The sequence below is a fragment of the Flavobacterium sp. genome, assembly GCF_039930565.1.
In the GTDB taxonomy this organism is placed as follows: Bacteria; Bacteroidota; Bacteroidia; order Flavobacteriales; family Flavobacteriaceae; genus Flavobacterium.
Genome location: NZ_JBDTTP010000002.1, coordinates 89,157 through 111,848, shown reverse-complemented (window position 1 = coordinate 111,848; position 22,692 = coordinate 89,157). Strand labels below are relative to the sequence as shown.

Genomic DNA, 22,692 nt, shown 5'->3' with positions numbered 1-22,692 from the left:
AACCTAAATTTATAAATACTTAGATGTTTTTTAATTCCTTAGCATTTGCTATCTTTTTACCAATTGTTTTTTTCTTGTATTGGTTTGTATTTAATAAAACCAAGAGCACACAAAATGCCCTTTTAATTGTTGCCAGTTATTATTTCTATTCGTGTTGGGATTGGAGATTTTTATTTTTATTAGTTTTTTCAACATTTCTGGACTATTACACCGGAATTCAAATCGAAAAAGGAAAGTCTGAAATAAGCCGGAAGTTCTGGTTTTGGCTTAGTATTGTAGTTAATTTAGGTTTCCTTGGAATCTTTAAATACTATAATTTCTTTGCTGATTCATTTGCAGATTTATTAAATTCAGCCGGATTTAAAGCAAGTCCTATTTTGCTGAATGTGATTCTGCCTGTCGGAATTTCATTTTATACATTTCACGGGTTATCCTATGTAATTGATATTTATTATAAAAGAATAAAAGCGGAATACAATTTTATAGATTATTCACTTTTTGTGAGTTACTTTCCCCTTTTGGTTGCCGGACCTATCGAAAGAGCGACCCATTTATTACCTCAGCTAAAAGCAAAAAGAGAGTTTGATTTTGAAAAAGCCAAAGAAGGTGTTTGTCAGATTATTTGGGGGCTTGTTAAGAAAATAGTAATTGCTGATACTTGTGCAACTTATGCCAATGCTATTTTTGATAATTATACTTCAATGAATTCATTTTCCTTGATTTTAGGAGCAATATATTTTGCTTTCCAGATTTATGGTGATTTTTCAGGTTATTCAGATATTGCTTTGGGAGTTTCTAAATTATTTGGATTGGATTTGTTACGAAACTTCAATTATCCTTATTTTTCAAGAGACATTGCTGAGTTTTGGCGCCGTTGGCATATCTCGCTTTCCTCCTGGTTTCGTGATTACTTGTATATTCCTTTAGGAGGAAGCAAGGGAGGAATCTGGATGAAAATAAGAAACACATTTATCATCTTTGTGGTTAGCGGTTTTTGGCATGGTGCCAATTGGACTTATCTTGCATGGGGTTTTATAAATGCTGTTTACTTTTTACCATTACTATTATCAAACAGCAACCGGAATAATATGGATGCTATTCAGCTGAAATTTAATTTCGATTCTACTAAAGTGATTCTAAGTATTTTGTATACTTTTTTACTGACTTGTATAGCATGGGTATTTTTTAGGGCAAGAACTATTACAGATGCCGTTTTATATTTAAAGCGCATTATTTTAAATGGCGAATTTAAAATTCAATATTTATCAAATGACCGGAGTAATTATGAATTGATAGTTTTGATTTGTTTATTTATTTTAGTTGAATGGAATAATCGTAAAAAAATAGAACCATTTTCAGGAAAAAGAAGCATGCTAAAAATAGCACTTGCAATTATGGCAATTATGGCATTTGGAACTTTTTCTGATTATAAAGAATTCATATATTTTCAATTTTAATGAAACAATTTTTAGTTTTTATTGGTAAAATAATAATCAGCATCATTTTAATTGCTGTATTTTTAGATGGTATTTTCACATATGTTTTTTTTTATTCTAAAGACATAGGAAAAATAGAAACTGTTTTTAACTCAAAAGCTAAAAAATACGATGTTATTATTTTAGGCACATCTCGGGCAAATAATCATTTTGTTTCACAAATGTTTGAAGACAAGGGTTTAAGAACTTTTAATTATGGAATAAGTGCCGGGCATTTATTTGAGACTTCATTGCTTTTAAAGTTGATGATCGAAAGAAAATATGATATTAAAAATATAATTCTTGAAGCTGATTTAAGCCTTTCTAGTGAGAATCAATCTGAAGGTATTTCTGCTAAATTTTTACCCTATATTCATAATTCTGATATTATAAAAAGACATTTTAAACCAGATGAAAATTTTAACAAACTGTATTATATCCCATTTTATCGATATGCTAAATACGAAACTAAGATAGGTTTTAGGCAGGCTTTTTTAACTGCAATTCATAAAAAAACAAATGCGTTAGATAATTTAGGCTATTATCCGCTTGTAAAGCACAAAAATGGTAATATGAAAAATAATATTGCTAATCTAGACCCTTTGCCACACAATAAATATTATGAGGAAATAAAAAGTATTTGCAAGGCTAACAATATTAATTTAATAACTGTAATGACGCCAATGTGCGAAAATATTGTGGGAATGAATTATTTTGAAAAGGTAAAAAAAGCTTATCCGGAAATTCATAATTATGAAAATGTTGTAGTAGAAAATAAATATTTTTCTTCTTGTGGTCATATGAATAATACAGGAGCAAGAAAGTTTACAGAAATTATTTTAAAAGATTTTTTTAATAGATGAAAATAGCTTTTCTAACACCAGAATATCCACATCCTAAAACAGGAAACTCCGGTGGTATTGGTACCAGTATTAAAAATCTTGCTATTGGCTTACTCGCTCAGGGTATTTCGGTACGAATATTACTATATGGACAAAAAGAAGATGGTTTTTTTGATGATAATGGAGTAGGTATTCAACAAATAAAAAATATAAAATTCAAAGGCCTGTCCTGGTTTTTGACAAGAAAAAAAATAGAGAAAATTATTAACCAGCTCTATTTAAATAAGGAAATTGACTTAGTTGAAGCTCCCGACTGGACCGGAATAACATCCTTTATTCAGCCAGATAAATGCCCGGTAATAATTAGAATTCATGGCTCTGATACTTATTTTTGTTACCTGGATGAACGTCCAGTAAAAAGGGTAAATAAATTTCATGAAAAAAGAGCATTAAAAAAAGCGGATTCCTTATTGTCAGTAAGCCAATTTGCTGCAGTTATAACCAATGCAGTGATGGGCTTAAATAAAAAATTCACAATTATTCCTAATTCTATTGATGTTAGCGTATTTCAATCATACGAAAAGGCGATATCAAAAGAAAAAAATATATTGTATTTTGGTAGCCTGATTCGTAAAAAAGGACTGTTAGAATTGCCTTTGATTTTTAATAAGGTAATTGAAAAACATCCTGATGCCAAGTTAATCATAGCAGGCAGGGATGTTCCCGATATAATTTCAGGTAATTCATCCACGTGGAAGATGATGCAGGAATTGTTTTCAGATAAAGCAATTTTAAATGTACTATACTTAGGAAGTATCCCATATTCTGAAATAAAAGAAAAAATTCAACAGGCAACAGTTTGTGTTTTTCCTTCTTTTGCTGAGGCGTTTCCTGTTTCGTGGCTGGAAGCAATGGCAATGAAAAAACCAATTGTAGCTTCAAATATCGGTTGGGCAAAAGAAATGATTGATAACGGAATGAATGGCTTTCTGGAACATCCAACACATCATGAAGCTTTTGCTCAACAAATTAATACGCTTTTAGAAGATGAAGCGTTATGTTTAAAAACAGGAAATTTAGCCCGGGAAAAAGTAACGCAATATTTTGATATACAGATTGTGGCGAGCCAAAATATTGAATTTTATAAAAGATTTAAAAAGTAACATATTCAGAATTAAATAATGAATCTAAATGAATTTGTAACAAGTGCTGGTGAAATTATCCTTTACAATGGTCAGCCTGATTTTTCTAAGTTAGAACTTTTATCCTTTGGAGCAGGCGATATTTGGCATAGTTCATTCGAACAGGGTTATAAAAATGCTTTTCCGGAATTAGTTTATCAAACGGCTGTTTTTTTTTCCTATATAAATGATTTTGATAATCTGGATGAATGTGTAAGCTGGAGAATTAATCCCAATCAATTCGCAATACGAAAATCGGTTTGGGAAACTTTGAACGGATTTGATCATGAATATCAGAATATTCAGTTACAGGCATTGGATTTCGGATATAATGCATTACGGAATTCAGCTGCAATTCCTTTATATATTAAAAATCTTTTTAATGAAAATAAAATTGAAAAAATTAATATATCAGTAAAAGACAGGTATGTTTTTTACAGAAAGAATTTCAAAATTGAGCATGCTGTTTTTATGCTGTTTCGAAAAGAAATCTGGAATTGGAAAGAATGGAATGCGTTTTTCTATGCTAAGAATAACTTCAAAAAAAATATTGAAAAACCAATTGTAAAAGTTCGGGAATTACAAAATATAGAGGGAAACCCATTAGTGAGTTATATCATTCCAACCATGTTGCGACAAGATTTTACGCTGCAATTATTAGATGATTTGGCTAATCAGACATATCCCTTATTTCAGGTTATTGTTGTAGATGCCACACCGCAGAGTTTACGAAATGAAGAATTATACAAGTCAAAAGATTTCCCCTTTGAGTTAATAATAAAATGGCAGGAGACTAAAGGGAGCTGCAGGGCACGCAATGAAGCTATAGAACTTTGTACGGGAGACTATATCGTTTTTGGGGATGATGATATTCGGATTCAACCTGATTTTATAAAAAATCATTTAAAAATTCTTCAGACGTATAAAACAAATGCGTGCAATGGTCTTGATATTCGGGCCGATAATCAACAGCAAAACCTGACTGATTTAGATGATAAGCTGAAGAAATTAGGAGACAAAAGATGGAAAGTTGGGATTTCCCAAAATTTCAGTAATGCAAATTCATGCGTAAAAACAGAATATGTGAGAAGACTAATTGGTAACGATATTAATTTTGATGGAGGTTATGGAGAAGATAGTGATTTTGGAATGTCCTTAGCGAAATTAGGAGTGCCAGTAATAGCAAATCCTTTTTCACCAAATTTGCATTTAAAACCTCCTGTCGGAGGCTATCGTTTTTGGGGAAATCAGGCCAAAACTGTTGGTAAAAAAAGAAAACAGCAACCTTGGGAATTAGACAATCCGGTAAAATGGATAAAACCCGTTCCAAGCCCAACCGTTATGTACGGAATAGTGAAGCATTTTTCTGCTCAGCAAATAGTAGAATATAAATGTAAATATTTTTTCCTGTATCTTTTTAAAGGATCAAAAGCAGGTTTTTTATATCGTTTTTTTAGACTTCCCTACAAAAACATACAATTTAAGAAATCGCTTTTTTATGCTAAAAAACTTAATGAATACGGAATAAGATATAAATAGCGCAATATGAAATTTTCCTTAATTATTTGCACTTACATGCGCCCTGAGCCGCTAAGTAAACTATTAAAATCCGTTCAGTTACAGGAAATGTATCCCGATGAGATTTTAATTATTGATGGATCTGTAAATAATGATACTGCGTTTCTTTTAAAAAACAGTTCAATTCAAAATTTAAAATATTTTTTAGTTTCAAACGAAAATCGAGGATTGACAAGACAACGGAATTTTGGAATTTCAAAAGTAAATGCAGCATCAGAAATTATTTGTTTTTTAGATGATGATACGGTTTTAGCAGCTGATTATTTTGAAAATTTATTAGAAACCTATGATTTGTATCCTGAGGCTTTAGGTGTTGGAGGATATATTGATAATGAAACAAAATGGGAAAAAGTAACAAATAGTTATGTTCCGAAAATAAATGAGTTTTATTTTGATGGATGGAAACGTAAAGACGGAAGCAGATTTGTTTTAAGAAAAAAACTGAATTTAGACAGTGATTGCCTACCAGGTTTTTCTCCAACATTTTCTCACGGAAGAAGCGTTGGTTTTTTACCTCCCAGCAATAAAATATATGAAGCAGAACAACTAATGGGTGGTGTTTCCTCATTTCGAAAATCAGTTTTTGAAATGTTTTCTTTCTCAATATACTTTGAAGGGTATGGTTTGTATGAAGATGCCGATTTTACTTTAAGGGTTGCAAAACAAGGAAAATTATATCTAAATACTGCTGCTAAATTAAGTCATTTTCATCATCCATCAGGCCGTCCAAATCAATATAAATACGGAAAGATGGTAGTTCGAAATGGCTGGTACGTCTGGCGGGTTAAAAATCCGAAACCAAATATTAAGGATTATTTGAAATGGAATGCAATTACACTATTGCTAAATATGGTCAGGTACACCAATGTCCTGAATGATAACAATAAAAAAGCAGCTTTTACCGAAGCTTTTGGGAGAACAATTGGATGGTGGAGTTTATTGTTTAATAAACCAAAGTTTAAATCATGAAGTTTGCCATAATTACGCACGTTAACCATAAATATTACAATAAGCTATATTTTGGTTATGATCCCTATATTCGTGAAATGAATATTTGGTTACAATTTGTTGATGAGGTTATTATTGTTGCACCCGCAGAAGGTAATTGTACAAGTGGTATTGATAGTTTTTATCAACATAGCAATATTAATTTTAGAAAAGTTCCTAATTTTAGTTTCATTACTGCTAAGGAAAGTATATTGGCATTGTTTAAATTTCCTATAATTATATGGAATCTATTTTCTGCAATGAAAAGTGCTGACCATATCCACTTGAGATGTCCAGGAAATATTGGACTATTAGCATGTTTTGTCCAGATTTTATTTCCACATAAAATAAAAACTGCAAAATATGCCGGTAATTGGGATCCTAATGCTAAGCAGCCGTGGACTTATAAATTACAAAAGTATATTTTAAAGAATACATTTTTAACCCGGAATATGCAGGTTCTGGTTTACGGAAATTGGAATAATCAATCTAAAAACATAAAACCTTTTTTTACAGCAAGTTATTCAGAATCGGAAAAAGAAATAGTTGCAAAAACAAGTATTGACTCAGTGGTTGGTTTTATTTTTGTTGGAAGTCTGGTCACTGGTAAAAACCCGATGTATGCTATAAAATTAGTTCACAATCTTATTAAAGAAGGAAATAAAGCTACTTTAAATATTTATGGAGAAGGTTCAGAAAGACTGTCTTTGGAAGATTATATTCAAATTAATCAATTAGGAGATTATATTATTTTAAATGGAAATCAAAGCAAGGAAACATTGAAAAAAGCGTACCAGGAAAGTCATTTTGTTATTTTACCATCTAAAAGTGAAGGTTGGCCAAAAGCAATTGCTGAGGGTATGTTCTGGGGCTGTGTGCCTTTATCAACTTCCATTTCATGTATTCCATTTATGTTAGATTTTGGTAATAGAGGTCTTTTATTAAAAATGAATTTAAAAACCGATGGTTCTCAGATTGTAGCTCTTTTTAAAAATAAATCAGATTTTGATAATAAAAGTCAAATAGCCAGTAACTGGTCACGAAGCTATACAACTGATATATTTGAAGCTGAAATAAAAAAACTGCTGACAAAATGAGAATAGCACAAATTATAGATTCCTTAGAACCGGGAGGTGCTGAACGAATGGCCTTAAATTATGCTAATGCATTAGCTGAGAAAATAGAATTTTCAGGCTTGATATCGACGCGAAAGGAAGGTATACTGCAGAATCAAATCAATAAAAAAGTTTCCTATTTATTTCTGGATAAAAAAATAAGGATTGACTTTTTAGCTATCTTCAGATTAAGGAAGTATCTCCAAAAAAATAAAATTTTTATTCTTCACGCACATAGTTCTTCTTTTTTTATTGCCGTATTGGTAAAATTGACTTTGCCTAAAATAAAAATTATCTGGCACGATCATTATGGAATTTCTCAGGATTTATCGTTGAGGAAAAATATCATATTAAAATTATCTTCTGTTTTTTTTATTGGAAGTATTGCAGTTAATTCTGATTTGAAGAGTTGGGCACAATCCTATTTATTCAGTTCCAGCGTAATTTATTTCCCCAACTTTATTCAGGTTTCGCAGGAGAAAGTTGAAAAAATTGAATTAAAAGGCTGTGATGGAAAAAGAATTATTTGTGTGGCAAATTTCCGGCCGCAAAAAAACCATAAACTGCTTCTGGAAGTTGCACATAGAATTAAAAAACAATTTCCTGAGTGGACTTTTCACTTGTTTGGAAAAGATTTTGATGATGCTTATTTTGAAGATATAAAAAGTATCATTAAAAGTTTTACTTTAGAACAAAATGTTTTTTTATACGGATCAACTAATACTATTTCTTCTGCTCTGCAACAATGTGATATTGCAGTTTTAACATCTTTATCAGAAGGATTACCTTTAGCATTATTAGAATATGGACAGTATAAATTACCTGTAATTGCAACAAATGTGGGAGAGATTGATAAAATAATAACTTCAGAAAAAGAAGGATTAATTGTTGAATCCAATAATGTTGATCAATTTATTCATGCTGTAAATAAACTTATTTCGGATAAAACTTACCGGAATGAAGCAGCATTAACATTAAATAAAAAAATCCAAAAGGATTACAGCGAAAAAAATATTATTGAAAAATATATTAAATGGGTGGTTTCTTTGTTCTAATTTCGCTCAAAAGATTTTTGTAAGAATGAAAAAAAACATACAGTTTTCTTATCCCTCCTTTGTGTTAGTGCATCTATTTATTGCATTAGCTGTTTTTGCTCTTCCTTTTTTGTCTAAAATTTATGCAATTTTAGTACCTTTTGCAGGTTTATTATATGTTTTTGGTACTAAAAATAAAAATAACGAAGTCCTTTTAGTCGCTGCCTACATGGTTGGGATGGAAGTTTTTTTGCGTATGACAGGCGGAAATTTTAATAATGAATATGTTAAAGTAAGCGTCATTGTTTTTATGCTTTTAGGTATGATTTACAGTGGGTTTTCAATGAATTCATTGGTGTACAGTGTTTTCTTAATATTATTAATACCTGGTATTTTAATGACATCTTTATCAGATGACTTATCAACAGATATAAAAAAAGTATTAGTTTTTAATCTTTCTGGTCCGGTATGTTTGGGCATTACGGCAATTTATACTTTAAAAAGAAATATTAATTTTGCTGATTTACAAAATATTGTATTAGCAATGGGACTTCCAATAATTACTACTACAGCATATTTATTTTTATATAATCCAAGTGTACAGGAAGTTGTAACGAGTACACAATCTAATTTTGAAACATCAGGAGGTTTTGGTCCTAATCAGGTATCTACCATTTTAGGCTTAGGGATGTTTGTTTTTTTTGCACAATTAATTTTGTTTTCAAAAACAAAAAAAATGTGGTTTTTAAATGGCGGATTATTATTGCTTATAAGTTATCGGGCAATTGTTACTTTTTCACGTGGCGGGGTAATAACAGGGGCAGCAATGATAGTAGGTTTAATAATTTTATTATATTATTATTCTAATGTAAAAACAAAACTTAAATTAAGCATAATAATGATACTAACAGCTCTGCTGTCATTAGCTGTGTGGAGTTATAGTTCACTGCAAACTTCAGGATTAATTAATAAAAGATATGCAAATGAAGATGCGGCAGGAAGAGTTAAAAAAGACAAATTAGGTGGACGTGAGGCCATTATGAATGCAGAATTTAATTTGTTTTTTAGTAATCCTATTACTGGAGTAGGGGCAGGTTTAGGTAAACAATACAGGAAAAACATGGGAAAAATTGAAGATGCAGCATCCCATAACGAAATAACCAGAATGTTAGCTGAACATGGATTGTTTGGATTATTTGGGTTATTGATCCTTTTTGTCACCCCTTTTATTATGTATATAAACAACCGGCAGCATTTCTATTTTTTATCTTTTTATCTTTTTTGGCTGCTAACTATAAATCATGCAGCAATGCGTACTGCAGCACCGGCTTTTGTATATGCACTAACTTTGCTTACAATAAATGGTATTAAAAAAAATACCATTGAAAATAAGGAAAATAGTACATATTAGGTAATGCTTTCTTATTATTTAATTATACATTTGCTCTGATAATTTTAAATTCCCCAAATTTAAATATACAAACTTAACGAGTAAATGAAATATGCAACAGAAAAAAAAAATACATTTCGAAATATCGGAACGCAAAATATTGCTTCACTTTTTTGATGTTATTTTTATAGTAACTGCATTCTATGTTTTTGGTCAAATTTTCGATTATAATTATTTTAACTTTAAAGACACGAACTGTTATTCCATTATTTTGCTTGTTTTGTATATCAATATTTTTGGAGCAATCTTTGAAATGTATGATTTACAAACCGCAAGTAATCAATTTCAAATTCTTAGAAGTACTATTTTAACTACTACAACTACAGTTTTAGTGTACTTGTTTACACCTGTATTATCTCCCGAACTTCCGAAACACAGATTAACGATAATCATTTTTTATTTTATCGTTCTGGGATCGTTGTTAATTTGGCGTTTTTTTTATGTTTATTTTTTAGCTTCAAACCGCTTTTCTCAAAACGTTGTTTTAATTTGTGATCAGAATCAGGTAGAAGAATTGGTGTTGGGTTTAGAGAATGTTGATCCTCATTATAAGATTATTGGGTTTGTAAATTCTGATTCCTTATCAGATGAAGATTTAGTTTTTAATTATGTAAAAGAAATTAAAAAACAAGACATTGAAACTTTTGTAAAAATGAATAATGTTTCAGAAATTGTTATAGCTTCCCAAAAAACTGATGGAATAACAGCAGATTTGTATCAGCAATTACTTCACTTATTAGAATTAGGAAATCTGATCAGAGAATATACACAGGTTTATGAAAGTAAAACCCAACGTATTCCTGTGCATTATATCTCACGGGATTTTTACCGTTTTTTTCCTTTTAGCAGAAGCAATACAAATAAATTATATTTATTACTGGTGAGGTTTCTTGATTTTGCTTTTTCGCTGATTGGATTATTATTTTGTGTCTTATTTATTCCATTAATTTATATTGGAAATCTCATTGCCAACAAGGGAAGTTTATTTTATACGCAGGAGCGGGTGGGTAAAAATGGAATTGTTTTTAAAATATATAAATTTAGAACAATGGTAAAAAATTCCGAATCAAACGGAATAAAATTTGCCACTTCAAATGATAAACGAGTAACCCCTTTCGGGAAATTCATGCGTAAAACAAGAATCGATGAGCTGCCACAGTTTATTAATATTTTAAAAGGAGATATGGCAGTTATCGGACCAAGGCCTGAAAGACCATTTTTTGTAAAAGAAATTGCCGAAATTATGCCTTTTTATGAAACACGACACGTAATTAAGCCAGGACTTACCGGCTGGGCACAGGTTAATTATTCGTATGGTGAATCTATACAGGAAAGTTTGATAAAATTACAATACGATCTGTATTATATTAAACACAGAAGCATTTTTCTTGATTTAAGTATTACTTTTAAAACAATTACTACAGTCTTATTTTATAGAGGGCAGTAATTGATTAAATTATTATTGGAATTCTCTTTTTATTCCGAATTGCTACTCTGACCAAGACTATTGCGGTAGTGATTATAATCGGTAAAACAATAAAAAAATGTGCTTTGTTAATTAAGAAAAGAGTATAAAAAATCAATAAAATTAAATGCAGTATAGCAAATTGATAAGTTGCCTTTTTATTATTCATTGCTGATAAAATAATCAAAATTAATAAAAGCGGGCTGAATAAAAGAATATTGTAATTCATAGCCAGTTCCTGATGAAAAGAATAAAAACCAACTGTTACAAAAAACATTCCCATTAATGATAGAATGAAAAGATAGAGTTTATCTACAAATCTTTTATTTATCAAAACAATACAAACAAGCAAAATAAGATAACTGAAAACATTGTTCCACCATGAAGCAGGTGTTTCTTTTTTAAAACTTAAAATCGTTTTACTTTCCTTTGCTAAAGGATGATTTTTATAAATCGTTTTCTCTAAACTATTTTTTAATTCGAAAGGCAAAAATATTTTGGTGCCTAATTGATCTACTTTCGTTCCGAAAATAATGCTTGTTCCTAATTTTTCATAAAAATGGCCATCGAAATAAGGAAATAAAATAGTTCGATAGGTTTTGTCAGTGTCAGTTTTTTTAGCGATTACATTTTCATTCAACGATTTATTAATTACTTCAACTACCATGGAAGTACAGTTTTTATCAATAAACTTATAGGTATAGTAGCGATTTTCTGAAAGCAGGGTGTTATTAAGATTGTCAAATATTTTTTGTTTTACATCCAGATTTAGGTCTAATTTCTGCTCGAATACGCTTCTCTGCTCATATACATAAATCTTAAGAAATTCTGTATAAGGATGGGCGACTGCAAAATATTGCAAATCCCCTTTTGCAAATTTCATAACAAAATTAGAAGTTCTAAAATCAAAGGCGCCATAATTAAAAACAATATCGATATCGTTTTTAATATCCCTAACCCTAATAGCCGTGTGTCCAAAATACGAATAGGTTTCATTTCCCAATCCACAGGTAATTATACTAACAGCAGCCTTTTCGGATAATGTTGAATTTTGAGCAAAACCAGGATGTAAACTTAGAAATGTTAGTAAAACAAAAACTGCTTTTGGAAATGATAATCCCTTCATGATTTGATTTTTATGATTGAAAATTACTATCTAAAGATGCCTAAATCTACTTTCAAAGAAAATATATTTGAATACAAAGCTGTACTTTGATTGCCTAAATCGGTTAATGCATAATCAACCTGTATACCTTTATATTTAAAGCCAAGACCAATGTTAGGCTGAAAGCTTAATTTTTCAGTATTATCGATTTGAGTAACATTTTGAAAATTCCCGGCACCAGCTCGCAAAAAAACAAGGTCAGTATAACCAAATTCAAATCCAACTGCCGGGTCAATGCTTATAACTTTTGATGAAATGATATCATTAGTCTGCTCAAATCTCATATTCAGATTAGTAGCAATTAAAAGACTGTAATCGTTGTGAAATTCAATTTTTTTAGCGATTCCTAATTGTGCTTTTGGTAAAGTGATCTCAGTACTTTCAGGTAATTCCTGATTCTCTCCGGGAATGGCATTAGCTACTTTTTGATATTCTTCTTCATCAATATTCCAAATGTTGTAGGTTGTAGTAATATCGCGGAGCATTAATCCAAATTGCCATTCATTTTTTTCAAATTGCAATCCAAAATCAAAACCAAATCCCCAGGAATTAGCAAACTTTCCAATAATCCTCCTGATAATTTTAGCATTAACGCCATATTGAAAACCTTCGACAGGTAATTTCCTGGCGTATGAAAAAGTAAAGCCATAATCAGCTGTTGAGAACAAACTAATTCTGTTGTAATCAATATTGCCCTGATTGTCAATCAATTCTGTAGTGTCTAAAATGTCATCGACACCAAAACGAATCATTGAAATCCCCCAGGCACTTCTGTCATCAATCGGAATTGCATATCCAATATAATCGTACTGGGCTATATTAGCAAAATAATTGGCGTGCATTAATGAGATTTGATGATCTTCAAGATGCGTTAGTCCTGCAGGATTCCAATAGACAGAGTTTACATCGTTTGTCGAAGCAACCACTGCACTAGACATCCCTAATGCAGCAGCATCCACACCAATATTCATAAATTCATTCGAATATTTCCGAACGGTTTGCGCATACTGTAGCGTATAAGTACAAAATAATGAAAGCACAAAAATTTTCTTCAACGTATGTTTTTTTGCAGACGAAAGCCTGTTTTAATTTTCATCAAAAATATAATTTTTTACTGAGCTTATTTCTTCCTTTTCATAAATAATGCAAAAGTCTGGATATAGATAAAAAAACTCTATTAAAAAACGTATATAACATTCACTTATTATACTAAATTTGCTCTCTGTAATCTCAAATTTTAAAACATGACCATTAAAAAGCATATCCCTAATTTAATTACGTTACTTAACCTTTTTTGTGGCTGTATTGCAGTTGTTTTTGTTTCGCAAAATAATTTTTTAATTGCTTTTTATTTCGTTTGTTTAGGGATTTTCCTTGATTTTTTTGATGGTTTTTTTGCCCGCTTATTTAAGGTTTCAAGTCCGCTGGGATTGCAATTAGATTCTTTGGCAGATATGGTGACAAGCGGTGTTGTGCCAGGTTATGTAATGTATAGTTTGTTTTTAAAAAGTGCCAATCCTAATGATGAAATTGGATCTGTTTTTATTCCTTTTCTTGGATTTATCATAACTTTAGGTTCTTGTTATCGTTTGGCTAATTTTAATATTGATACCCGTCAGACAGATTCGTTTATTGGATTGCCAACGCCGGCAAATGCATTGTTTATTTTGAGTTTGCCGTTGGTTATTAAGTATTCAGATTCTTTAATTGTTTTCGGAATTTTAACTAATCATTGGGTTTTATTAGCTATTACAATATGCAGTGCTTACATTCTGAATGCCGAAATCCCTCTGTTTTCTTTAAAAGTCAAGAAATTTAACTTAAATGACAATATTCTTCAAATTGTTTTTCTACTGATTTCTGTTGTGTTAGTTTTACTGCTTAATTATCTTGCCATTCCTTTAATTATTATTTTTTACGTATTGTTGTCAGTAGTAAATAATAAGTTTTTTAAAAAGTAGTTATTTTTAATGAAAAGAAAACCCGCTAAGAGAACACACAATTATATTCGAAAATCAAACTCAGGATCTTCGATTGGCAAACTTTTCAAGTACGTAACCATTATTGGGTTCATTGTCCTTTTTCTTGGTATTGCTTATCATTATCGTCGCGGATTAGCTTATTATTTAGGTTTTAAAAGCAACAGGTTATCCGAAAAAGAAATAGAAGATAAAAGGTTGTCCGATGTTCGTAATTTTCAGGTTCTCGCAAAACATCAGGGAAAATCTATTGGCTTGGATGTATCCGAATATCAGGGAAAAATCAGCTGGTCTTATGTCGATACTTTAGAACAAAAATACCCGATTGATTTTGTGTTCATTAGAGCAACTGTCGGTAGAGACAGAAAGGATTTTCAGTTCAAACGAAATTGGATTGGTGCTAAAGAAAATAAAATGATTCGCGGCGCTTACCACTATTACCGGCCAAACGAAAATTCTATTGAACAAGCAGATCTTTTTATTAAAACAGTGAAACTGGAAAAAGGCGATTTGCCACCGGTTCTGGATATTGAAAGGCTACCAAAAAACCAACCTTTGGATAGTTTGAAAAAAGGTTTAAAACGCTGGCTTTTAAAAGTAGAAAACCATTATAAAGTCCGTCCGATAATTTATACCGGAGAACGATATTATGCAGATTTCCTGAAAGATGAATTTGGGGAATATTTGTTTTGGATTGCCAATTATAATTTCTACAGAGAAAAAATTGAAGACGACTGGCTGTTTTGGCAGTTTACCGAAAAAGCTTCCGTTCCGGGAATCGAACATACTGTAGATGTAAATATTTACAACGGAGATTTACAACAATTGCAATTTATAACTGTCGATTAGTTTTTATTTTAATAAATGTATAAGCGGAATTAAGGCAAGAATTGCTATAAGTATAAAAACAGAATAGGGGTTGGCAAAGTTAACGGTCCAGCCCAGTTCTTTTATTTTCTTTGGAGGTAATAATCTTTTGTCTTGCGGATTGTAATATAAGAATCCCAAATACCAATTATTGGGATCTTTATGCCAATTTTCAAAATCTTCCTGAGTTGGTTTTTCTGAATTCATTTTAGATCATTATTAAGTTATAAACTAAAAACGTAGACTGAATGCTGTAATTAAAATTCCAATTTCTTTTTACGAAGTTCAAAATTTTGACCAAGATATACCCTCCGAACCATTTCATCTTCAACCAATTCCTCTGGAATTCCCGCTTTTAAGATTCCCCCTTCAAACATTAAGTACGTTTTGTCTGTAATTGCCAGGGTTTCCTGAACGTTGTGGTCGGTAATCAGAATTCCGATGTTTTTATTTTTTAACTGAGCTACAATTCTCTGGATATCCTCAACCGCAACAGGGTCAACTCCTGCAAAAGGTTCATCCAATAAAATAAATTTTGGATCTGTTGCCAAAGCACGTGCGATTTCAGTACGACGGCGTTCTCCTCCTGAAAGTAAATCACCACGATTCGTGCGAATATGTTCTAAACTGAATTCTTCAATCAGACTTTCCATTTTGGCAATTTGCTCTTCTTTAGAAAGTTTGGTTAATTGCAAAACACTTAAAATATTATCTTCAATGCTTAATTTTCTGAAAACAGAAGCTTCCTGTGCTAAATAACCAATTCCCTGTTGCGCACGTTTGTACATCGGATAATCAGTAATATCCAAATCATCAAGATAAATATTTCCTGAATTAGGTTTTACCAATCCCACAATCATGTAAAAAGAAGTTGTTTTTCCGGCACCGTTTGGTCCCAAAAGCCCAACAATTTCTCCTTGATTTACTTCAACAGAAATTCCTTTTACAACACTTCGGCCTTTATAGGTTTTGATTAGATTGTCGGCTCTTAATTTCATTTTTCAATTGATAATTAGGTAATTTGATAATGAGATAATTATTATCTCTGAGGGCAAAATAAAGTAAAATATGGCGATTAGATAAATCAATTAACATAACGTATTAAAATTATCTAATTGACACATTTTCTAATTTGCAGCTTCTTCTTCAAGAGCTTCCCAGAATTCATAAGCTCTTCTTAAATGCGGAATTACAATGGTTCCTCCAACCAAAGTTGCGATTCCCATTGCTTCCATCATTTCTTCTTTACTAACTCCTTCCTTATAGCTTGTTTCTAAATGGTATTTTACGCAGTCATCACAACGTAAAACTGCTGAGGCAACTAATCCTAAAAGTTCCTTTGTTTTAACATCAAGAGCACCTGGTGCGTAGGCATTTGTGTCAAGGTTGAAAATTCTTTTAACTATTTTATTATTATCAGCCAGTAATTTTTCGTTCATTTTAGAACGATAATCATTAAACTCTTGAATCATTTCAGACATTTTCTATGTTTTTATTTTTATAAACAATTCTTGATATAAGAATACTTATCTCGTAGATTATTAACATTGGAATGGCAACAATAGTTTGGCTGACAACATCCGGAGGCGTAACAATGGCGGCAACGATAAGTATAATTACAACAGCATATTTCCAGTATTTTCTTAAGAAAGCGGGAGTTACTAATCCTAATTTGGTTAGGAAATAAATAATAATGGGTAACTCGAAAAAAAGTCCGCCTGCTAAAAGACTTGTTTTTACCATTCCCATGTAAGAACTTAAGGTAAATTGATTTTGTACAACATCACTAACAGAAAAAGTAGCAACGAAGTTTACCGACATCGGAATTACGATATAATAACCAAACAGGACACCCATGAAAAAAAGTAATGAAGAGGCAAAAATAAACAATCTCGCATTTTTTCTTTCTTTTTCATATAAAGCCGGACTGATGAATTTCCATATTTCCCATAATATATAAGGGAAGCCTAAAATAAATCCTGCCAAAATACACATCCAAACAAAAATATTGACCTGTCCTTCCATTTCTGTATTCTGAATGATAAAATTCATTTCAGTAATACAAATGCTATCGGCAAATCCCAATTGATGTGATAAATCACAAAACCAGACATAGGTAAAAAAAGTAGGTCTTGTTGGTCCCAGCAGAATAACGTCAAAAAGGTAATCGCTGATAAAATAAGTAAAAAAAGCCATTACAAGAATAGCAATTGTACTTCGGACTAATAACCATCTTAGTTCTTCAAGATGATCCAAAAAAGACATTTCGCTAAGGTTTTTCTTTGCCATTATATAATTCCTTCTTTTAAAATGTCATGCAAATGCAAAACTCCTTTGTATTCTCCATTATCCGAAACAATTAATTGTGTTATCGAAAAATCTTCCAAAATATTTAATGCGTCAACGGCCATAGTTTCGGAAGTTACCAATTTTGGATTTTTTGTCATAATATCTTTAGCTGTCAGATCAGTAAAAGTGTCCCTGTCATTAAGCATTCTTCTAATATCTCCATCCGTAATAATTCCTATGATTTTATCATTGTCGATAACAGCAGTTACACCCAATCTTTTTTCAGATATTTCAAAAATAACTTTTTTGATTGATGTATCAGCAGATACCATTGGTTTTAATGAATTCTCGATCATGTCTTTTACGCGAAGCAATAATTTTTTGCCTAATGCACCGCCTGGGTGATAAACAGCAAAATCTTCGGGTTTAAAATCCCGCATTTCCATCAGGCATACTGCAAGAGCATCGCCCATAACCAATTGTGCAGTAGTGCTGTTGGTAGGTGCAAGATTAATTGGACAGGCTTCCATGTCAACAGTCGTATTTAAAACATAATCGGAGCCTTTGGCCAAAAAGGAAGTTATATTTCCGGTTATTCCGATTAAAATATTTCCAAAACGTTTCAATAAAGGAACTAAAGCTTTAATTTCAGGACTATTTCCGCTTTTTGAAATACAGATTATAATATCGTCATTTTGTATCATTCCCAAATCTCCATGGATGGCTTCAGAAGCATGAAGAAACATAGACGGAGTGCCTGTAGAATTGAAAGTAGCAACCATTTTTTGAGCTATGATAGCACTTTTCCCAATTCCCGTAACAATTAATCTGCCTTTTGTTTCGTAAATCCTTTGGGTAGCCTCGTAAAAATTTTCGTCAAGGAAATCAATTAGCTTCGTAATTGCTTCACTTTCAGATAGTATCGTTTTTTTTGCGATAGCTAATATATTTTCTTTTGTTATCAAATCAGGAAAGTTAAAATTTGTGAGTGTGAAAGAAATTTGTATCTTTATAATGCAAATTTATACAAAATACCATAAAATAAAGAATGAATTCAAACGAAATTGAAATACATAAAGAATTAAAGAAGTATTTCGGCTTTAGCCACTTTAAGGGTTTGCAGGAGCAAGTCATTACCAGTATTTTAAATAAGAAAAATACTTTTGTTATTATGCCTACTGGTGGCGGAAAATCTCTTTGTTATCAATTACCCGCTTTAATTCAGGAAGGAACCGCTATCGTTGTTTCTCCTTTGATTGCCTTAATGAAAAATCAGGTTGATGCAATCAGAAGCCTTTCTTCAGAAAATGGCATTGCACATGTTTTAAATTCTTCTTTAACCAAAACTGAAATTACTCAGGTAAAAAAAGATATTACGTCCGGATTAACTAAACTTTTGTATGTTGCACCTGAATCTTTAACAAAAGAGGAGTATGTAGCGTTTTTACAGAACGTTCCAATTTCATTTGTCGCAATTGATGAAGCGCATTGTATTTCAGAATGGGGACATGATTTTCGTCCTGAATACAGAAATCTTAAAAGTATTATCAAGCAGTTAGGCAATGTTCCTATTATCGGACTTACTGCAACTGCAACTCCAAAAGTTCAGGAGGATATTCTTAAAAACCTCGATATGTCTGATGCTAACACTTTTAAGGCATCATTCAACAGACCTAATTTATATTACGAAGTTCGTACAAAAACTAAAAATATAGAATCGGATATTATTCGATTTATCAAACAACATAAAGGAAAATCCGGAATTATTTATTGTTTAAGCCGTAAAAAAGTAGAGTCTATTGCAGAAGTTTTACAGGTAAATGGTATTAGTGCTGTTCCTTATCATGCGGGTTTAGATGCTAAAACCAGAGCAAAACATCAGGATATGTTTTTGATGGAAGATGTAGATGTTGTAGTAGCGACCATTGCCTTTGGAATGGGAATTGATAAACCTGATGTGCGTTTTGTAATTCATCATGATATTCCAAAATCACTCGAAAGTTATTATCAGGAAACAGGCCGCGCCGGGCGAGATGGAGGAGAAGGGCATTGTCTCGCTTACTATTCTTATAAGGATGTAGAAAAGTTAGAGAAATTCATGTCAGGTAAGCCAGTTGCGGAACAGGAAATTGGTTTTGCTTTGTTGCAGGAAGTTGTGGCATATGCTGAAACGTCAATATCAAGAAGAAAGTTTTTATTGCATTATTTTGGTGAAGAATTTCCGGATAATGGTGACGGAGCCGATATGGATGACAATGTACGCAATCCTAAAACCAAAATTGAAGCTGAGGAACAAGTGGTTAAATTGTTACAAGTCGTTCGTGATACCAAGCATATTTATAAGTCAAAAGAAATTGTTTTTACTTTAATTGGCCGTATTAATGCAGTCATTAAGGCGCATAAAACGGATACACAATCTTTTTTCGGTTCAGGATCTGATCATGATGAAAAGTATTGGATGGCATTACTCCGACAAGTTCTCGTGTCGGGATATTTGTCTAAGGATATAGAAACATACGGTGTGGTAAAAATTACACAACAGGGTTTGGATTTTATTAAAACCCCAGTTTCATTTATGATGTCTGAAGATCATGAATACAACGAATCTGAAGATGAAGCTATTGTTACTGCAGCAAAATCATCAGGAACAGCTGACGAAGTTTTAATGGATATGTTGCGTGAACTTCGTAAAAAAGTAGCCAAAAAACTTGGAGTTCCGCCTTTTGTAGTCTTTCAGGATCCTTCTCTGGAAGATATGGCTTTAAAATATCCGATTACCTTAACAGAATTATATAATATTCATGGTGTTGGCGAAGGAAAAGCCAAGAAATATGGCAATGATTTTATTACATTAATAAGTCGTTATGTTGAGGACAATGATATTATCCGCCCAGATGATTTAGTGGTAAAATCTACCGGAGTAAATTCAGCCAATAAATTATATATTATTCAGAATATTGATCGAAAATTACCTTTAAGCGATATCGCTTCTGCAAAAGGACTTTCTATGGATGCCTTGATCAAGGAAATGGAAATGATTGTGTACGCCGGAACTAAACTTAATATTAAATATTGGGTAGATGACATGCTTGACGATGATCAGCAGGAAGAAATTCACGATTATTTCATGGAATCACAATCAGATAAAATCGAAGATGCTCTTAAAGAATTTGATGGTGATTATGATATTGATGAATTAAGATTAATGCGAATTAAGTTTATCAGTGAAGTTGCGAATTAGTCTTAAAAAGTTATAAGTTAAAAGTCTTAAACTTGCTGTTTTTTGCTTTCAAATTTAAGATTTTTAACTTTCGACATATATTTCTCCACGATGCGGTTTCAAAGCATCACGTACCTGAATCATATGTTCATCGGTGACAACCATAAAAGCGATGGATTGCATTTCATTAATGATTTTAAATCCCGTAATATTTAACGGAATCTTTTCGATAGCAATATATTCTTTTAAATGAATTTCATGATGCTCAGCTGTCTTTGCTGACGCCGGACCACGAAAATCCCAAATTAGTTTTATTTTTCTGGACATTATTTACAGGTGTAAAGTTTCAAAAAGCAAAGGTACAAAGTCTCAGTTCAAAATGTTATTTTTGCAATATTCTTTTCATAAATAGAAAAGCTAATTGAATAAACACATAAAATGCCAAGAGAACTTTTACTTCAGGTAACGCCCGAAATTGCCGCAAACAAATTATTGCTTAAAGACTATTTGTCTAAACAAATAAAAGTTTCTCTAAAGGAAATTCAACATATTTCTATTTTAAAACGTTCTATTGATGCACGTCAAAAGGCAATTAAAATCAATTTGAAAGTGCTTATTTATTTACAGGCCGAACCTTTTCAGGAAACTAAAATAGAATTACCTGGCTATAAAGATGTTTCCTCGGCTCAGGAAGTCATTGTTGTTGGAGCTGGGCCAGCAGGATTATTCGCAGCTTTACAATTAATTGAGTCAGGCTTAAAGCCAATTGTAATTGAACGCGGAAAAGATGTCCGGGGACGCAGACGCGATTTAAAAGCGATCAATGTAGATCATTTGGTTAATGAAGATTCCAATTATTGTTTTGGAGAAGGTGGTGCCGGAACCTATTCTGACGGAAAATTATATACACGTTCCAAAAAACGTGGAGACGTTACCAGAATCTTAGAACTTTTGGTAGCTTTTGGAGCTTCAGAAGATATTTTGATTGAAGCGCATCCCCACATTGGAACTAATAAATTGCCAAAAATCATCGAAGACATTCGAAATAAAATTATCGAGTTTGGCGGCCAGGTTCTTTTTGATACCCGGGTTACCGATATTTTGATAAAAAATAATGAAGTGGAAGGAATCGTAACGCAGAGCGGAGACAAAATTCTGGCAAATAAATTGATTTTAGCAACAGGACATTCGGCTCGGGATATTTTTGAATTACTGGACAAAAAGAAAATTTTTATCGAAGCCAAACCTTTTGCTTTGGGTGTTCGTGCTGAACATTCTCAGCAATTAATTGACAGTATTCAATATAGCTGTGATTATCGGGGGGAACATTTGCCTCCTGCACCATATTCAATTGTGAAACAAGTTAACGGACGAGGAATGTATTCATTCTGTATGTGCCCCGGTGGTGTAATTGCACCTTGCGCGACAAGTCCTGGCGAAGTCGTTACAAATGGTTGGTCACCATCTAAACGGGATCAGGTTACTGCAAATTCAGGAATCGTGATCGAATTGAAATTGGAAGATTTCAAACCTTTCGCAAAATTTGGTGCTTTAGCCGGAATGGAATTTCAAAAAAGTATCGAACAAAAAGCATGGCATTTGGCCGGGCAGACCCAAAAAGTTCCTGCACAGCGAATGCTCGATTTTACACAAAATAAAGTTTCAGCAAATATTCCTAAAACGTCTTATGTTCCGGGAACAGCTTCGGTAGAAATGGGAGAGGTTTTTCCTGGATTCTTATCACAAATTTTGCGTGAAGGATTTAAGGAATTTGGAAAATCAATGCACGGTTATTTAACTAATGAAGCAATTTTGCACGCGCCAGAAAGCAGAACTTCATCACCTGTTCGCATTCCCAGAGATCCTTTAACATATGAACATTTGCAAATAAAAGGATTGTATCCTTGCGGAGAAGGTGCGGGTTACGCGGGCGGCATTATTTCTGCTGCCATAGATGGCGAAAAATGTGCTTTAATGATTGCTGAGAGCCTTAAGTATAGTTGATAAAAAAATATTTTGTGCTTTTTTAATAAAATGCAAGATTA

The 22,692-nt window shown here is 32.1% G+C and carries 21 protein-coding genes; 13 read left to right on the top strand and 8 right to left on the bottom strand.

Annotation, left to right across the window (positions count from 1 at the left end):
- Nucleotides 1-23: 23 nt before the first annotated feature.
- The 9 genes from ABI657_RS01285 (at nt 24) to ABI657_RS01245 (ending at nt 11,109) form a co-directional block, all read left to right on the top strand.
- Entirely contained in the window at nt 24-1,457 is a 1,434-nt protein-coding gene (locus ABI657_RS01285; RefSeq protein ID WP_348095421.1) for an MBOAT family O-acyltransferase, read from the top strand.
- Nucleotides 1,457-2,338, top strand: a complete 882-nt coding sequence (locus ABI657_RS01280) for a hypothetical protein (protein WP_348095420.1) — start codon at nt 1,457-1,459, stop codon at nt 2,336-2,338. The genes ABI657_RS01285 and ABI657_RS01280 overlap by 1 nt, the downstream gene beginning before the upstream one ends.
- The gene (locus ABI657_RS01275; RefSeq protein WP_348095419.1) at nt 2,335-3,480 is read left to right on the top strand and encodes a glycosyltransferase family 4 protein; all 1,146 of its coding nucleotides are present in this window, start codon (nt 2,335-2,337) and stop codon (nt 3,478-3,480) included. The genes ABI657_RS01280 and ABI657_RS01275 overlap by 4 nt, the downstream gene beginning before the upstream one ends.
- Nucleotides 3,481-3,498: 18 nt before the next feature.
- Entirely contained in the window at nt 3,499-5,037 is a 1,539-nt protein-coding gene (locus ABI657_RS01270) for a glycosyltransferase family 2 protein (RefSeq protein ID WP_348095418.1), read from the top strand.
- A 6-nt stretch (nt 5,038-5,043) separates the two neighbouring features.
- On the top strand, nt 5,044-6,045 hold the full coding sequence (locus tag ABI657_RS01265; protein WP_348095417.1) for a glycosyltransferase: 1,002 nt from the start codon (nt 5,044-5,046) through the stop codon (nt 6,043-6,045).
- A complete protein-coding gene (locus ABI657_RS01260; RefSeq protein WP_348095416.1) occupies nt 6,042-7,160 on the top strand; it encodes a glycosyltransferase in 1,119 nt (372 codons plus the stop codon). Before ABI657_RS01265 ends, ABI657_RS01260 begins: the two co-directional genes overlap by 4 nt.
- Nucleotides 7,157-8,233, top strand: coding sequence for a glycosyltransferase family 4 protein (locus ABI657_RS01255; RefSeq protein ID WP_348095415.1), 1,077 nt, complete (start codon nt 7,157-7,159; stop codon nt 8,231-8,233). Before ABI657_RS01260 ends, ABI657_RS01255 begins: the two co-directional genes overlap by 4 nt.
- A 25-nt stretch (nt 8,234-8,258) precedes the next feature.
- The gene (locus tag ABI657_RS01250; RefSeq protein WP_348095414.1) at nt 8,259-9,623 is read left to right on the top strand and encodes an O-antigen ligase family protein; all 1,365 of its coding nucleotides are present in this window, start codon (nt 8,259-8,261) and stop codon (nt 9,621-9,623) included.
- A gap of 91 nt (nt 9,624-9,714) precedes the next feature.
- On the top strand, nt 9,715-11,109 hold the full coding sequence (locus ABI657_RS01245) for a sugar transferase (protein ID WP_348095413.1): 1,395 nt from the start codon (nt 9,715-9,717) through the stop codon (nt 11,107-11,109).
- Between the two features lie 4 nt (nt 11,110-11,113).
- Here the strand turns inward: ABI657_RS01245 and ABI657_RS01240 are convergent, their stop codons facing one another.
- Nucleotides 11,114-12,253, bottom strand: coding sequence for a DUF4105 domain-containing protein (locus ABI657_RS01240; protein WP_348095412.1), 1,140 nt, complete (start codon nt 12,251-12,253; stop codon nt 11,114-11,116).
- A gap of 26 nt (nt 12,254-12,279) precedes the next feature.
- Entirely contained in the window at nt 12,280-13,263 is a 984-nt protein-coding gene (locus tag ABI657_RS01235) for a PorV/PorQ family protein (RefSeq protein ID WP_348095484.1), read from the bottom strand.
- A 273-nt stretch (nt 13,264-13,536) separates the two neighbouring features.
- Between ABI657_RS01235 and ABI657_RS01230 the strand changes: the two genes are divergently transcribed.
- Nucleotides 13,537-14,253, top strand: a complete 717-nt coding sequence (locus ABI657_RS01230; RefSeq protein ID WP_348095411.1) for a CDP-alcohol phosphatidyltransferase family protein — start codon at nt 13,537-13,539, stop codon at nt 14,251-14,253.
- A 9-nt stretch (nt 14,254-14,262) separates the two neighbouring features.
- Nucleotides 14,263-15,120: a glycoside hydrolase family 25 protein gene (locus ABI657_RS01225; protein ID WP_348095410.1), complete on the top strand. Its 858-nt coding sequence runs from the start codon at nt 14,263-14,265 to the stop codon at nt 15,118-15,120.
- Nucleotides 15,121-15,123: 3 nt separating this feature from the next.
- Here the strand turns inward: ABI657_RS01225 and ABI657_RS01220 are convergent, their stop codons facing one another.
- The 5 genes from ABI657_RS01220 to ABI657_RS01200 form a co-directional block, all read right to left on the bottom strand.
- Nucleotides 15,124-15,345 (bottom strand): DUF5808 domain-containing protein, encoded by a 222-nt coding sequence (locus ABI657_RS01220; RefSeq protein WP_348095409.1) that lies wholly within the window; start codon nt 15,343-15,345, stop codon nt 15,124-15,126.
- 50 nt (nt 15,346-15,395) lie between these two features.
- Entirely contained in the window at nt 15,396-16,136 is a 741-nt protein-coding gene (gene lptB, locus ABI657_RS01215) for an LPS export ABC transporter ATP-binding protein (protein WP_056255108.1), read from the bottom strand.
- A gap of 129 nt (nt 16,137-16,265) precedes the next feature.
- Entirely contained in the window at nt 16,266-16,619 is a 354-nt protein-coding gene (locus ABI657_RS01210) for a carboxymuconolactone decarboxylase family protein (RefSeq protein ID WP_348095408.1), read from the bottom strand.
- Entirely contained in the window at nt 16,612-17,427 is an 816-nt protein-coding gene (gene tatC / locus ABI657_RS01205; protein WP_348095407.1) for a twin-arginine translocase subunit TatC, read from the bottom strand. Before tatC ends, ABI657_RS01210 begins: the two co-directional genes overlap by 8 nt.
- Nucleotides 17,427-18,392 (bottom strand): KpsF/GutQ family sugar-phosphate isomerase, encoded by a 966-nt coding sequence (locus tag ABI657_RS01200; RefSeq protein WP_348095406.1) that lies wholly within the window; start codon nt 18,390-18,392, stop codon nt 17,427-17,429. Before ABI657_RS01200 ends, tatC begins: the two co-directional genes overlap by 1 nt.
- 83 nt (nt 18,393-18,475) lie before the next feature.
- Here ABI657_RS01200 and recQ point away from each other — a divergent pair, with 83 nt between their 5' ends.
- Nucleotides 18,476-20,668: a DNA helicase RecQ gene (gene recQ, locus ABI657_RS01195; protein WP_348095405.1), complete on the top strand. Its 2,193-nt coding sequence runs from the start codon at nt 18,476-18,478 to the stop codon at nt 20,666-20,668.
- 63 nt (nt 20,669-20,731) lie between these two features.
- On the opposite strand, the gene ABI657_RS01190 is transcribed toward recQ, so the two are convergent.
- Nucleotides 20,732-20,974: a hypothetical protein gene (locus ABI657_RS01190; RefSeq protein ID WP_348095404.1), complete on the bottom strand. Its 243-nt coding sequence runs from the start codon at nt 20,972-20,974 to the stop codon at nt 20,732-20,734.
- Between the two features lie 111 nt (nt 20,975-21,085).
- Between ABI657_RS01190 and ABI657_RS01185 the strand changes: the two genes are divergently transcribed.
- On the top strand, nt 21,086-22,651 hold the full coding sequence (locus ABI657_RS01185; protein WP_348095403.1) for an FAD-dependent protein: 1,566 nt from the start codon (nt 21,086-21,088) through the stop codon (nt 22,649-22,651).
- Nucleotides 22,652-22,692 lie beyond the last annotated feature (41 nt).

Coding starts and splice junctions, on each gene's coding strand:
- ABI657_RS01285 (WP_348095421.1), top strand. CDS start 24: ATGTTTTTTAATTCCTTAGCATTTGCTATCTTTTTACCAATTGTTTTT.
- ABI657_RS01280 (WP_348095420.1), top strand. CDS start 1,457: ATGAAACAATTTTTAGTTTTTATTGGTAAAATAATAATCAGCATCATT.
- ABI657_RS01275 (WP_348095419.1), top strand. CDS start 2,335: ATGAAAATAGCTTTTCTAACACCAGAATATCCACATCCTAAAACAGGA.
- ABI657_RS01270 (WP_348095418.1), top strand. CDS start 3,499: ATGAATCTAAATGAATTTGTAACAAGTGCTGGTGAAATTATCCTTTAC.
- ABI657_RS01265 (WP_348095417.1), top strand. CDS start 5,044: ATGAAATTTTCCTTAATTATTTGCACTTACATGCGCCCTGAGCCGCTA.
- ABI657_RS01260 (WP_348095416.1), top strand. CDS start 6,042: ATGAAGTTTGCCATAATTACGCACGTTAACCATAAATATTACAATAAG.
- ABI657_RS01255 (WP_348095415.1), top strand. CDS start 7,157: ATGAGAATAGCACAAATTATAGATTCCTTAGAACCGGGAGGTGCTGAA.
- ABI657_RS01250 (WP_348095414.1), top strand. CDS start 8,259: ATGAAAAAAAACATACAGTTTTCTTATCCCTCCTTTGTGTTAGTGCAT.
- ABI657_RS01245 (WP_348095413.1), top strand. CDS start 9,715: ATGCAACAGAAAAAAAAAATACATTTCGAAATATCGGAACGCAAAATA.
- ABI657_RS01240 (WP_348095412.1), bottom strand. CDS start 12,253: ATGAAGGGATTATCATTTCCAAAAGCAGTTTTTGTTTTACTAACATTT.
- ABI657_RS01235 (WP_348095484.1), bottom strand. CDS start 13,263: ATGAATATTGGTGTGGATGCTGCTGCATTAGGGATGTCTAGTGCAGTG.
- ABI657_RS01230 (WP_348095411.1), top strand. CDS start 13,537: ATGACCATTAAAAAGCATATCCCTAATTTAATTACGTTACTTAACCTT.
- ABI657_RS01225 (WP_348095410.1), top strand. CDS start 14,263: ATGAAAAGAAAACCCGCTAAGAGAACACACAATTATATTCGAAAATCA.
- ABI657_RS01220 (WP_348095409.1), bottom strand. CDS start 15,345: ATGAATTCAGAAAAACCAACTCAGGAAGATTTTGAAAATTGGCATAAA.
- lptB (WP_056255108.1), bottom strand. CDS start 16,136: ATGAAATTAAGAGCCGACAATCTAATCAAAACCTATAAAGGCCGAAGT.
- ABI657_RS01210 (WP_348095408.1), bottom strand. CDS start 16,619: ATGTCTGAAATGATTCAAGAGTTTAATGATTATCGTTCTAAAATGAAC.
- tatC (WP_348095407.1), bottom strand. CDS start 17,427: ATGGCAAAGAAAAACCTTAGCGAAATGTCTTTTTTGGATCATCTTGAA.
- recQ (WP_348095405.1), top strand. CDS start 18,476: ATGAATTCAAACGAAATTGAAATACATAAAGAATTAAAGAAGTATTTC.
- ABI657_RS01190 (WP_348095404.1), bottom strand. CDS start 20,974: ATGTCCAGAAAAATAAAACTAATTTGGGATTTTCGTGGTCCGGCGTCA.
- ABI657_RS01185 (WP_348095403.1), top strand. CDS start 21,086: ATGCCAAGAGAACTTTTACTTCAGGTAACGCCCGAAATTGCCGCAAAC.